This window comes from Pedobacter steynii (assembly GCF_900103665.1).
GTDB lineage: Bacteria > Bacteroidota > Bacteroidia > Sphingobacteriales > Sphingobacteriaceae > Pedobacter > Pedobacter steynii.
The window spans coordinates 255,085-268,007 of sequence record NZ_FNGY01000009.1 but is presented as its reverse complement, the minus strand read 5'-3'; the positions used below and the strand labels follow the sequence as shown (position 1 = coordinate 268,007).

The following is a 12,923-nucleotide window of genomic DNA, read 5'->3' as shown; positions in this document are numbered from 1 at the left end:
TTTGAAAACAAAGGAGAAAGTGTTTCTTGGGGAAATAGAAACCCATAAAGGAATCATTCATAAGATCTCCAGAATGTACATGGACGATGAAGATGACCAGAAAGATCTTTTCCAGGAAATCATCTGTCAGCTGTGGAAATCTTACGATTCCTTTAACCATCAAAGTAAGTTTTCCAGCTGGATGTACAGAGTTGCGTTGAATACCGCCATCGTATTTTTCAAGAAAGACAAACGCAAGCAGGATGTCTATGCGAATATCCTCGCTGAGGAAATAGAGATTCCATCGAACGAAGCAGAAACGAAAGAAATACAACTGGCTCACTTTTATAAAGCACTCCAAAAACTGGACAAAATAGAGAAAGCATTGATGTTTTATTTCCTGGAGAATTATTCCCATAAAGAGATTGGGAACAACCTGGGGATTACTGAAGGAAATGCAAGAGTAAAGCTCAACAGGGCAAAGAATAAACTAAAAGAACTTATAAAAAAACAAGGTTATGAATTTTGACGATATAAAATCAGCATGGAACAAAGAACCGGAGCAACCGATTGAAGTACCAAACACAATTGAAAGCTTAAAGAAAGCCCAGATGCCACTGGATAAATTCAGGAAAAACATGAGAGGAGAAGCGATATTCCAGGTCGTGGCTTTATTGGTGAGTGTCTTTATACCCGGTTATTTTAACCTCATCCCCGCATTAAGAGTTTCTTTTAATTGCACTTATATTCTTTTTGTCATCACCACCCTGTATTTCCTGATTCGGTTTTATGGCCTTTATAAAAAGATCGGACAATCTTCCTTAACCACGAAAGACAGCTTGTATGAATTAAATTATGACCTAAAGTTAAACATCGAACTTTATAAAATGTTCAATTACATGCTCCTGATTATTTTTCTGGCTTTTGGAGCAATAATCCTCGTTAATTTCAACTATGAGTATTTTATGAAAGGGATTGTCAACGAGCCCGGCTATTTCTATGTGGTATTTGGATTGACCATATTGAGCATCTGTATTGTGATTCATTTCTTTGCCATCATCTGGCTAAATCAATATTATGGCAAATATGCAAAGGAAATAGAATCGCTTATCGGAGCGCTGAAAGAGGAACAACAGGATTAACGCCGGTACTAATCCTAAAAATCAAATTTTAACCTCACACCTGTGCCAATAAGGTACAGGTTTTCCTGTTTAAGCTCCTTCATTGGTAATTTTATAAATGGCTCAACGGAGAATGCTTTTCCTTTTGAAATCTTCTGTCTATACCCCACAGAGAAGTTATAAAAACCTAAATAAGGATCGTTTTTAATTTCTTCTTTTGGTGCTTCCTCAGAAACAGTTCTATTCAGTACCATCGCTTTGGCGTCTCCGCTCCCTGCCTCATATGCCTGTGGTGCAACTTTGCTTTCAATAAAAGTATTCTGCTGTTTCTGATCAATAACAGCAAAAGCAGAAACACCAACATTGGCATACAATCTTTTACTTAAATGATACTTCAGCTCAAGTGGAATATCTATCCCTCGTAGCTGTGCGTTTACCGCTTTCAGTTCTTTGCTGTCGTTGGCTACATCGCCACCAAAACTCATACTCTTCATTGCTGTATTGGGCGGATTTTCGATGGTCCTGGATGCACCCATTTCATTATAGGAAATACCCGAACTAATGGATACCTTATCCGACAGCGCGTAGCCCATACTTACGCCATACCCCATATTTAACTTCTTACTATTTCCAAATGAAGGTGCGACAACAAGTCCCATCTCCCATTTACTTTCCCTTTTGGTGGTCGGTTTACCCGTATTGGCGGTTCGATTTTGTTTGGTTTCGTCAATTAAGAAATCCTCGAAACTCTGTTTTTTTTCTACAGCAGGAACCTGAACGACAACCTGTTCCTGAGGAATAATCTGCTCTGATTTAGAACCAGGTTTTACACCAGACTGATTTGCCCCCACCTCAGCTATTGCAGAATGTGGCTCATTCGTGTTCAGATTTATGGCGACTTGCCCGGCCTTTATGTCATCGGCCCCCAAAGTACGCTTGTTTTTTGTAACTGAAATTAGTGTTCCTTGTTTTTGTCCGGAAGGAACAGCAGAGACTATATCCGTTACCTGGGGCGTTGCCGATTCTTTTTCAAGCGTTTTTGTTTTAGCAACCTCCTGATTTTTAGGCAGCTCTTTTTTATTTAGCGTAAAGAACAAGCCAAATCCAATCAACAGGACTGCCGCAGCACTGCTCAGGCCAGCCAACCAGAAAATCAAACCTCTTTTTTTCGGTTCTTCTTTTATAAAATCTTCCCATGCCCCCGGATCATACTCCTCCTCATGAGCCATTAAACTCTCCCTGATATGAGCGATGAACTCGTCTTCAGGCAATTTTATATGTTCATTAGGTTTCATTCTTATTTCTTTATATTTATCTGGATCAAGCAGCTATTAAATGCGTAATCTATATTGTTTAATTTAGTTGGACTCATAAGAACTAATCAATGATTTTGAATAAAGCGTTCTCAATTTATTCTTTGCTCTGGTCAGGTAAACCCGGCTTGAGCTCTCAGGGATATTCAATAATTTGGAGATTTCATCATGCGAGAAACCTTCAATTTCATACATATTAAAAATCAACTTATGGGTTTCCGGTAATTGACCCAACAACTTCATAATATCTTGCACATTGAGTTGAGAAACGGCATTTAACTCCGTAAGTGGCTGCTGCAAATCCTCCATATCATCCACATACAGGTAGGTTCGCCTGCTTCTGAGGAAATCGATCGCAGTGCGTGAAGAGATTTTGGCAATCCAGCCCTTAAATGCTTTCTGTAAATCTGCCTTGTCCTTTGGAAAGCCAAACTGTCCTATGCTTTTAAAAACCTTAATAAAACTATCGTTAATCAATTCCTGAGCATCATTTTTGTCGGTCACGTATCTCAAAATAACGCCCATTAGATAGCCATAAAATGATTTATAAACCACCTCTTTACATTTGTTGTCATTTTTCAAACACCCCGCTAAAACGTCCTCAAATTTGAGCATTCTTTTTTAACACCATTAAGGATTATTTAAGTTTACCATCTCTGTATGACTAAAACAAAGAGATTGAAAAAGAACCTCAACCTCAGCATATTCTAACACACCATTTAACAGAGGAAATGTAAATTTAATCATTTCCATTATTCAAAGATTAAAAAAAGCCGGTTTCAGAAGAAACCGACCTGGGGGGTATCTATTTATTTTTAGCGATATAGATATTGGCTCCAAATTTCAGTGGATCCGTATCTGACTTGTCTTTATATCCTTTGGCATAAATGGTGTAATACTTACCTTGTTCAAGCTTAGTTCCCGGCACAGTAGTGAGTACCGCTTTTGTCGCATTATCCTTAATCTCGAAAGCAACGTTATCGCCTGCCTCGACCTCAGTAAATGCAGAAACTGCTTTATATGCTTTGTTGGTAAACAAATCGGTTGTTCCTCCCTTAACCGCAAGGATTAACGGAGATGCATCAGGGCTCAGATTAAGAAACCGTACCCTTGCTTTTGTAGAAGTTGCAGGACTATCCAAATTATCAATAACCGTTAAAAAGGATCTGTTAGTTCCTGTATCTATTAAAAAAGTAGAGTAGTACTTGCTTGCCTGGTAAACCAGATCTTTTGACAACAAGTAGGTGTTCTTCCCTCTTTCAACGATCCCAATCCTGAATGCGCCCGGATAGAAACCAACATAGTCAAGCGTTGTACCGAACTTAAAAGGATCTGTATTCCATCTTTGACCTCCAATAATAAAATCTAATTCCTTAACGTTTGGACTTGCATTTACAACAGACACCACCGTAGCAGGAACTGATTGTGGATCGTTCCTTTTAGAACAGGCAGATAATGCAACTGAGATCGTAACTGCAGCAATAAAAGCCTTAGATATATTTTTAAGATTGTTTGAAATTTCCATAATTAAAATTAATAAGATGTATAAATCGTTTAGTTATTGGCCGTTAACCATTTTTCTCCTAAAACGTAGCGTTCTTTAAAAACGCTACAGTCAACCTAAAATATTTTTCAAGTCCGCAGATTTAAGAATAAAAATTCCACAAAAAAGCCCGTTGCACAACAATGCAACGGGCTTTTCAGGAAAAAGGAAATCCTTAGATCAAATTTACACTTCTACTTACAAAAGCAGTTAGTTCCGCTCCCGTTAGCATTCCTTGCGCCAATAAAGCCAAATCCACGGCTTGTTTTGCAAGCAGGCTTTGTTCCTCTTCATTGTCTGTTAAAAGGATCTTTCCGATCAGTTTATGATTTCCATTGATGGCTACCTTATAATTATCAGGCATGCTGCCGTAGAAGCCCATACCACCACCCATCTGGGCCATGTCTTTCATGCGTCGCATAAACTCATCCATAGTTACCGTAACCGGTAATTCTTCCGGGTTTAATCCAACCACTTCTACCTGCATTCCAGGTTTGGTAATTGCCTTTGTAAAGATTTCTGTAACCTTTTTCGACTGCTCCTCTGTAAGCACAGATTCTACGGCATCATCTTTTTCAATCAATTTATCTGCCACGCTGGAGTCTACACGTTTCAATTGTGTTTTTTCCAGTTTGTTCTCTAAATGATTGATAAAATGATTGTCAATAGGCGAGTTCATTAATAAGACATCGTAATCTTTTTTATTGGCCGACTGAATAAAACTATCCTGTTTTGCAGGATCATTCGAGTAAATGTAAACCACCTGTCCATTTTTATCGGTCTGGAAGTCCTTTACTTTGTCATGATATTCACCTAAAGTGAAGTGTTCGTTTTTTGTATTGGTCAATAAGGCAAAATCTTTCGCTTTATCATAAAACTTATCTTCGCTTACCAGACCATATTTCACGAATAAACCGATATCACTCCATTTCTCTTCATAAGCCTTACGGTCTTTGTTAAAGAGCTCGTGTAATTTATCCGCTACTTTTTTAGTGATGTAACTGTTGATTTTTTTAACGTTACTATCTGCCTGAAGGAAACTTCTGGAAACGTTCAATGGGATATCCGGTGAGTCAATTACGCCATGTAACAACATCAGGAACTCCGGAACGATATCTTTTACTTCATCTGTAATAAATACCTGACGGGAGAACAACTTGATTTTATTGCGTTGCATGTCAAAATCGTTCTTCACTTTAGGGAAGTATAATACTCCTGTTAAGTTAAAAGGATAATCAACATTCAGGTGAATCCAGAATAAAGGATCTTCCGAGAAAGGATATAGTTGTTTATAAAACGCAAGGTAGTCTTCGTCTGACAAATCTGCAGGTGCTTTTGTCCAAATCGGGTTTGTGGTATTGATGATATTGTCGACTTCAACAGCTACGGTTTTTGGCTTTCCTTCTTCGTCTTCACCATCTGCAATTTGTTCGGTCTTTGTTCCAAATTTAATCGGTACCGGCAAGAACTTACCATATTTGTCCAGAATCTCTTCCAGCTTGTTTTTACTTAGAAATTCTTCTGATTCCGCATTGATGTGCAGGGTAATTTCAGTACCTCTGGTCGTTCTGTTACCTGCGCTGATTTCAAATTCAGTACTGCCATCACATACCCAACGGGCAGGCTCGGCACCATCCTGATAAGAAAGGGTCTGGATTTCTACCAGGTCCGCTACCATAAATGCAGAATAGAAGCCTAAACCAAATTTACCGATGATTTCATTGGCATCTTTAGCATCCTTAAACTTCTCTACAAACTCACTTGCTCCGGAGAAAGCCACCTGATTGATGTATTTTTTGATCTCCTCAGCAGTCATACCCAAACCATTATCTGTAATGGTAATGGTCTTTTTTTCTGCATCAACAGCAACTTCTACCAATGGGTTACCCAGCTCTCCGTTGTATTGTCCCAATGCGGCAAGACGTTTAATCTTTTGTACCGCATCAACGGCATTGGAAACCAGCTCGCGCAGGAAAATCTCATTGTCTGAATACAGGAATTTTTTGATGATCGGGAAAATATTCTCCGTGTGAATGGAAATGGTTCCTTTTTCTTCTATGCTCATATGTTAACTCATTTTTAAGTACATAACGATCCTATCAATGGCTATTCCAATTCAACATTCTTGTCAAATTGACAGTTCAGCTTCCAATTTCAGCCTTGATGGCGAGGAAACAAAATCTTTGCGTATACTTGAATATCCTATGATTAAACATTTCCTTACCCTATGAATGCGGAGCATTACGATAAACTAAAAGAAGAAGACTTTATTTCAGCCACATCTATTGAAAATATACGGCTGAGGAGGCAAAATCCTCTGTTTTCTTTGCACTGGGAACTAAAAACCTTATTATATCTGGGCGTAATGCTATTGAGTACCGGATTAGGCATTCTCATCTATAAGAACATTGATACGATTGGCCATCAGGCGATTCTGGCCATCATCGCAGCAATCAGCATTGGTTGTTTCACTTACTGTCTTAAACATCGGCCCCCGTTTAGCAGGGAAAAGGTAAAATCTCCAAATTCCCTTTTTGACTACCTGCTGCTCCTCGGTTGCCTTAGCTTTTTAACATTTGTTGGCTATCTGCAGTTTCAGTATACTGTTTTCGGCACCAATTATGGGATGGCGACCTTCATTCCGATGCTGCTTTTATTTTTTGTAGCCTATGAATTTGACCACCTTGGAATTCTCAGTATGGGAATTGCCAACCTCGCCATATGGATGGGGGTATCGGTTACGCCTGCTCAAGTACTTTCCAGTGGGAATTTTGACAATGAAACGGTGATTTATACTTACCTGATCCTGGGTTCAATCCTATTACTGGCTGGGCAGCTGACCGAATATTTCAATTTCAAAAAGCATTTCAGATTTAGTTACCTGCATTTCGGAATCCATATTTCGTTTATCTCTTTATTGTTTGGCTACTTTAATCATTATAATGCTTCCTTTTCATTTATATGGCTTTTTGTGCTCTTCGCACTGGCCTATTATCTTTATACTGATGCAATGAAGCACAAAGCGTTCTACTTTCTGCTGCTGGTAGTCCTGTATAGTTATATCGCCATTAGTACATTGGTGGTCAGAGGCTTCATCACCATCGGTGATACCGAAGCATTATACTTCTGTTGTTTTTATTTTATTGGCTCTGCCATTGCGCTGATCCGTCTGTTGATTTATTTAAACAAGCAAATTAAAGCCTCATGATCATTTACAACAAAACCTGGCTGAAGAATTTAGACTTACAGAACCAGCTAAAAAGAGCGCAACGCTTAGGGGACATTACTGCCGAGGAATTAAAACACATCGAAGAAAAGTATCCGGTCGGCTTTTACATGCCCAATATTTTCATTAGGACCGGCCTTTTTATCCTGACCCTGATCATTACCAGTTTTGCAGGAGGACTGCTCAGTCTCATTCTGAGCAGTATAAATAACCTGATTACTTCCCCGGGTTACTGGCTATTTTTAGGTATCATCAGTTATATCGCGCTGGAATTAATCGTTCAACGGATGCATCATTTCAGATCCGGTGTAGACGATTCATTAATGTGGACAGCCGCAGGCTTAATTGTTTCTGCTTTTATTGGCTACCTTACCATCGTACTGCGTAACGGCCTATCTGGTCCTTTTGAAAGTTACCTTTTTGGCTTCACTTTGGTACTGGCGGGCTATTTTGCCTTGCGTTTCGCTGATATGTTAATGGCTGTTGTATCCTTTCTTTCCCTAATTTTCTTCCTGTTCTTTAGCCGGGAAATATTTGGCTTCTATGCCGCAGCGATTCTTCCTTTTCTGATCATCCTGGTCTCTGCCGGAGTTTATTTTCTTTGTGTTTCCTGGAAGAAACATAAAGACTATGAAAATTGCCTTACAGCGGTGCAGGTCTTCTGTCTTTTAATCGGCTATGCAGCAGGCAATTATTTCGTAGTCAAAGAAATGGGAAGCACGATCAGTCAACCTTTGCAGGAAGGAGAAGGAATTCCACTCGGCTGGTTCTTCTGGACCTGGACTATAGTCATTCCGTTTGTATATATCGCCTTAGGTCTCAAACGAAAAGACGTGATTTTACTACGTTCAGGCTTAATCCTGATTGCTGCAGCAGCATTTACCTTTAGGAATTATTACCATATCATGCCTATTGAAGGTGCTTTATCACTCGTTGGAGCAGCATTACTGGCCATATCTTATGGAGTAATCCATTACCTAAAAACACCAAAGAAAGGCTTTACCTATGAAGAATTTGATGATGATCAGCTAATGGATAAGATTAGAGTAGAGTCTCTTATTGTCGGCGAAACCTTTTCTGGTCCTGCTGCGGCTCCTGAAGGAAGCCGGATGGGCGGAGGAAGTTTTGGAGGCGGAGGATCAAGTGCTGACTTTTAGAAGAAAAATAAATCCATCAGTTATTTAGAATAGTTCCAGATAGTTTGTTTCTTTGTAAAAAAACTTACATGAAACAAGCTATCTATACCCTATCCATAATGTCGGCTTTTCTTTTTGCCGGCCTCAACACCATAGCTCAAGGTCCAAAGACAGAGAAAAATCTTGATGCCAAGTCGAAAACGACATTCTATAGCCTGGAGGCTGGAAAAATTGTCAAAGAGACAGAAAAATGGGACCTGGCATTTAACAATACGGCGATTAAAATCAACAGCAAACAAAACGTTTCTGCGCAGATTTTAAGTAATACAACCTTTGATAAAGTAATTAAAGCTCCGGAAAACGGATATAAAAAAGACAGCCAAAGCAGCAGTGCCATCCCAACCGGATCGGGCAACGGATGGTACAATTATGACATGGCAACCCATGCGCTCAGTCCTATTCCAGGTAAAGTCATTATTGTTAAAACTGCTTCAGGAAAACATATTAAACTGGAAATTATAAGCTATTATTTTGATGAAGAGGATTATAATGAGACCGGTTTTTATACGTTTAAGTATGCAGTAGTTAAATAAGCTTCTAAAACACCCTGATGGAGACCAAATATTATCCTACAGAAGTTTATTTCTTGCGTATCTTTGCTCCCTGATGGAATACAATGTTCACACCTTGCCGAATGGCATCCGATTACTTCATGTCCCTTCTGCATCCGCAATCTCTCATGCCTGCATTATTGTAAATAGCGGGTCCAGAGATGAACAGGAAGAAAAATCCGGTCTGGCTCATTTTATTGAGCACCTGATCTTTAAACGCACAGAAAAAAGAAATACCAACCAGATTTTAAACAGACTGGAGAGTGTTGGCGCAGACCTTAATGCCTATACGACTAAGGAGTATACCTGCATTCACGCTTCTTTCCTGAACCCATATCTGGACAGGACATTGGAATTGTTTCACGATATTGTCTTTCATTCGACCTTTCCAGAAGACGAAATGGAGAAGGAAAAGAGTGTAATTCTTGATGAGATTACCTCCTACCTTGACCAACCGGAAGAAGCGATATATGATGATTTTGAGGACCTTGTTTTTTCTGGTCATTCGCTGGGTAGAAATATCCTTGGGAGCGCAGAAAGTGTCAGTAAAATCGAGAAGAAAGACATTTATGATTTCATTGCGGAAAATTACCATACGGACAAAATCATTATCGCCGTTTTAGGGAACTATTCCTTGAATAAAGTCATTAAGATCGGGGCTAAATATTATTCTGAAATACCGGAGAACCTACACAAAAACTCAAGGATTGCACCAGAAAAGGCTCCTGTAGTCACCCATTCTTTCCAGAAACCGATCATGCAGGCGCATGCCATGTTAGGCGCTCAGGCTTATTCTTTGCACCATCCCTATAAAACAGGGTTGCTATTGCTCAATAACCTGTTGGGTGGCACCGGAATGAGCTCTATTTTGAATCTGCAGATCCGGGAGAAACATGGAATCGCTTATACGATTGAAACCGGCTATAGCCCCCTGAGCGATACGGGTATTTTTACTTTATATTTCGGTACAGATCAGGAAAAAGTGGACAAAGCACTATCCTTGATCTTCAAAGAGTTTAAAAAGATTAAAGATCATCCGCTAACAGAGGTTCAACTTCAAAAAGCTAAGAATAAATTTATTGGACAGATCGCTCTGGGCGAAGAAAATAGGATCGGACTGATCATATCCATGGCTAAAAGCCTGATAGACTACGACAAAATTGACGACCTCCAAACTGTATTTAATAAAATTCAGGCAGTAACAACCGCTGATATGGCCAATATTGCCAATGAAATATTAGATGAAAGTAATCTTACGTCCTTAACCTTTTACCCTTTAGGGTAATATTTGTATTTTTGCACTATGAAATTACCTATTGTAGCATATGGCGATCCGGTATTGAAAAAGGTTTGTGCTCCTATTGAGCAGGGCTATCCGGATTTAAAACAATTAATCAGTAACATGTTCGAAACCATGTATAATGCTCATGGAATTGGTTTAGCTGCCCCTCAGATTGGATTACCGATCCGGTTGTTCATTGTAGATACCGGCGTAGATGAAGAGGAGAAGAAAGGCTTCAAAAGTGCTTTCATCAATGCAGAAATCCTGGAAGAAACAGGTGAACCCTGGGCTTTCAATGAAGGATGTCTGAGTATTCCCGATATCAGAGAAGACGTATTTCGTAAACCCAATATCCTCATCAGATATTATGATGAAAACTGGGAGCTACATGAAGAAAAAATTAACGGCATATTAGCCCGCGTGATCCAACACGAATATGATCATATTCAGGGTAAACTATTTACGGAAACTTTAAGCTTATTGCGGAAAAGAATGCTGAAAAGCAAACTGGACGCGATTTCTAAAGGAAATGTAAAAGTGGATTATAAAATGCGTTTCCCACAGCAGAGCAGAAGGCGTTAATTCCCTTCGCTCCTGCTTTTATCTCCTTTGAATATGGATTGCATCAACTTACCCCATGCAAATGGGTTTAAAAGCGGGTTGGTTTGCACCATATTCTTATTTAAGGCCCGGTCGTGATTTAGTCTGAAATTAATTCCCGAAATCTCCCCTGCATCCCTCGGAAGGGTTTGAATCAATCCCGAAATACTTTCCTGAGATACGTTTCTGATGGCGATAGAAAAATCATCATCGGCAATTTTCATCGCCATGAAATCCCGTGTAAACTCTTCTACAGTAGCCCAGGGGTATACCCTAACGGTAGGCAGGTTCACAATCTCTGACTTTAACTTCACCATTGCTGTATATTTACTGTCATCGATCTGAGTAGGGATAGGCAGGAGTAAATCCCTGTATCCTACAGCCGTATAAAGGATGGTATCACCAGGATGGGCAATAAAGGAAAAATATCCTTTATAGTTGGCGGCATACCGTTGCCCTTTATTCGTCAAATTGGTAACCGTTACATAAGGCACCACAGTATTACTGTCTACATCGGTAATGATACCAGTAAACTGAATCAACTTCTTACTCCCCGTGGTTTGCTGTGCAAACGCAGAAGAAATCAAAAGAAGCAATAATAAGGTGAGTGAATACTTCATATACAAAAATAGCGGTATTAATTAAAACGGCTAGTTAAATAGTGTTAAAACAATTATACCGGCTCCGCAAGGTTAATGGCAACGACTGAAGTAATCTGTGGAACAGCCTTCATAATTGCCTGCTCAATCCCAGCTTTCATAGTCATAAAGCTCATTTTGCAAGACCCGCAGTTTCCTAATAATTTCAATTTAACTACATTATCCGCCGTAATCTCTTCTATTGCAACATCTCCACCATCAGCGATTAAATATGGTCTGATCGTTTCTAATGCCTGCTCTACTTGTTGTGTTAAATCCATTTTGGTAATTTTTTAAAGTATAAAAATAGTAATTTTTTAGCAATTAACACTCAGCGAGTTATTAATTGCCACTTGTTGTGCGACCTTTCCGGCAATCTCTGCAAAAGAAGCGGATATCTTGCTTTCTTTATTCAACGCAATTGGTGCACCTTTATCACCCGCTTCAGTAATTCCCTGAACGATTGGGATTTCACCTAAGAAAGGTACCTCAAATGACTTCGCCAGTTCCTTGCCACCGTCTTTGCCAAAAATATAGTATTTATTCTCAGGCAATTCCTCTGGTGTAAAATAAGCCATATTCTCAATTACTCCTAATACAGGAATATTAATACTTGGCATTTTAAACATTGCCAATCCTTTCCTGGTATCCGCGAGTGCTACCTGTTGAGGTGTCGTTACAATTACAGCACCAGCGATCGGGAAACTCTGGGTGATGGTGATGTGAATGTCTCCTGTTCCCGGAGGAAGATCTACAATCAGATAGTCCAATTCTCCCCAGTCGGCATCATTGAACAATTGTTTGACCGCATTGGAAGCCATTGGTCCGCGCCAGGGTACAGGCTGATCCGGATCTGCAAAAAAGCCTAAAGACAAAAGCTTAATCCCATACTTTTCAATAGGAAGGATCAGCGTTTTTCCATCTGCAGTTTCTCTGGCACTCGGCTTAGCCCCTACAAGATCAAACATCGTTGGAACAGAAGGCCCATAGATGTCTGCGTCGATCAGGCCTACTTTTGCGCCATCGGCAGCCAGGGCAATGGCGAGATTACTTGCTACAGTTGACTTTCCTACACCACCTTTTCCTGAAGAAACCAGCAAAATATTACGAATATCTTTCAGTTGGTTGATGTCCATAGGTTTGGTTACCCTGGAAGTAATATTGATTTCTATTTCGGCTTCCTGACTTACGAAATGCTTCACAGCATTAAAACATGCATTTTTCAGCATATCTTTCATCGGGCAGGCCGGAGTCGTGAGTTCTAAGGTAAAACTCACGTTCTTATCTTCTATTTTCAAATCCTTGATCATGTTCAAAGTCACCAGATCTTTTTTAAGATCAGGGTCTTCAACATTTCTCAGAGCGGCTAGAACTTGTTCTGGACTAATTATCATTAGCCAAAAATAACAAAAGACGGCCACAATTAATTGACTTTAGGCTTTTTAAGTGTAATTTTAACACGAAATAAACATTT

Annotated in this window: 14 protein-coding genes; 7 read left to right on the top strand and 7 right to left on the bottom strand. The window is 39.6% G+C overall.

Going from position 1 to position 12,923, the window contains the following annotated elements; genetic code table 11:
* The first annotated feature begins 1 nt into the window (after position 1).
* Together BLQ87_RS24075 and BLQ87_RS24070 are read left to right on the top strand one after the other, a co-directional pair.
* Positions 2–508: an RNA polymerase sigma factor gene (locus BLQ87_RS24075; RefSeq protein WP_074611472.1), complete on the top strand. Its 507-nt coding sequence runs from the start codon at positions 2–4 to the stop codon at positions 506–508.
* A complete protein-coding gene (locus BLQ87_RS24070; RefSeq protein ID WP_074611471.1) occupies positions 498–1,121 on the top strand; it encodes a hypothetical protein in 624 nt (207 codons plus the stop codon). Before BLQ87_RS24075 ends, BLQ87_RS24070 begins: the two co-directional genes overlap by 11 nt.
* A gap of 14 nt (positions 1,122–1,135) precedes the next feature.
* Here the strand turns inward: BLQ87_RS24070 and BLQ87_RS24065 are convergent, their stop codons facing one another.
* The 4 genes from BLQ87_RS24065 to htpG form a co-directional block, all read right to left on the bottom strand.
* A complete protein-coding gene (locus tag BLQ87_RS24065; RefSeq protein ID WP_074611470.1) occupies positions 1,136–2,395 on the bottom strand; it encodes a hypothetical protein in 1,260 nt (419 codons plus the stop codon).
* Between the two features lie 63 nt (positions 2,396–2,458).
* Positions 2,459–3,028: an RNA polymerase sigma factor gene (locus BLQ87_RS24060; protein ID WP_074611469.1), complete on the bottom strand. Its 570-nt coding sequence runs from the start codon at positions 3,026–3,028 to the stop codon at positions 2,459–2,461.
* Between the two features lie 190 nt (positions 3,029–3,218).
* The gene (locus BLQ87_RS24055) at positions 3,219–3,938 is read right to left on the bottom strand and encodes a DUF4397 domain-containing protein (protein WP_074611468.1); all 720 of its coding nucleotides are present in this window, start codon (positions 3,936–3,938) and stop codon (positions 3,219–3,221) included.
* A 193-nt stretch (positions 3,939–4,131) separates the two neighbouring features.
* Positions 4,132–6,021, bottom strand: a complete 1,890-nt coding sequence (htpG, locus tag BLQ87_RS24050; RefSeq protein ID WP_216857854.1) for a molecular chaperone HtpG — start codon at positions 6,019–6,021, stop codon at positions 4,132–4,134.
* Positions 6,022–6,183: 162 nt separating this feature from the next.
* On the opposite strand from htpG, the gene BLQ87_RS24045 reads away from it, so the two are divergent.
* The 5 genes from BLQ87_RS24045 to def all read left to right on the top strand — a co-directional run bounded on the left by BLQ87_RS24045 (position 6,184) and on the right by def (position 10,793).
* A complete protein-coding gene (locus tag BLQ87_RS24045) occupies positions 6,184–7,164 on the top strand; it encodes a DUF2157 domain-containing protein (protein ID WP_074611467.1) in 981 nt (326 codons plus the stop codon).
* On the top strand, positions 7,161–8,339 hold the full coding sequence (locus BLQ87_RS24040) for a hypothetical protein (RefSeq protein ID WP_074611466.1): 1,179 nt from the start codon (positions 7,161–7,163) through the stop codon (positions 8,337–8,339). The genes BLQ87_RS24045 and BLQ87_RS24040 overlap by 4 nt, the downstream gene beginning before the upstream one ends.
* 68 nt (positions 8,340–8,407) lie before the next feature.
* Complete coding sequence (locus BLQ87_RS24035; RefSeq protein WP_074611465.1) at positions 8,408–8,911, top strand: HmuY family protein; 504 nt, start codon at positions 8,408–8,410, stop codon at positions 8,909–8,911.
* 73 nt (positions 8,912–8,984) lie between these two features.
* Entirely contained in the window at positions 8,985–10,214 is a 1,230-nt protein-coding gene (locus BLQ87_RS24030) for a M16 family metallopeptidase (protein WP_074611464.1), read from the top strand.
* A gap of 18 nt (positions 10,215–10,232) precedes the next feature.
* The gene (gene def, locus BLQ87_RS24025) at positions 10,233–10,793 is read left to right on the top strand and encodes a peptide deformylase (protein ID WP_074611463.1); all 561 of its coding nucleotides are present in this window, start codon (positions 10,233–10,235) and stop codon (positions 10,791–10,793) included.
* Here def and BLQ87_RS24020 read toward each other — a convergent pair.
* Genes BLQ87_RS24020 through BLQ87_RS24010 form a run of 3 tightly spaced genes read right to left on the bottom strand, consistent with a single transcriptional unit; the run spans position 10,790 to position 12,843 of the window.
* Positions 10,790–11,431: a peptidase associated/transthyretin-like domain-containing protein gene (locus BLQ87_RS24020; protein ID WP_074611462.1), complete on the bottom strand. Its 642-nt coding sequence runs from the start codon at positions 11,429–11,431 to the stop codon at positions 10,790–10,792. The two genes, def and BLQ87_RS24020, sit on opposite strands and share 4 nt — an antisense overlap.
* Positions 11,432–11,484: 53 nt before the next feature.
* The gene (locus tag BLQ87_RS24015; RefSeq protein ID WP_069378271.1) at positions 11,485–11,730 is read right to left on the bottom strand and encodes a NifU family protein; all 246 of its coding nucleotides are present in this window, start codon (positions 11,728–11,730) and stop codon (positions 11,485–11,487) included.
* A 36-nt stretch (positions 11,731–11,766) separates the two neighbouring features.
* Positions 11,767–12,843 carry an Mrp/NBP35 family ATP-binding protein gene (locus BLQ87_RS24010; RefSeq protein WP_172664951.1) on the bottom strand — a complete coding sequence of 359 codons (1,077 nt, stop codon included), beginning with the start codon at positions 12,841–12,843 and terminating at the stop codon, positions 11,767–11,769.
* Positions 12,844–12,923: the final 80 nt, after the last annotated feature.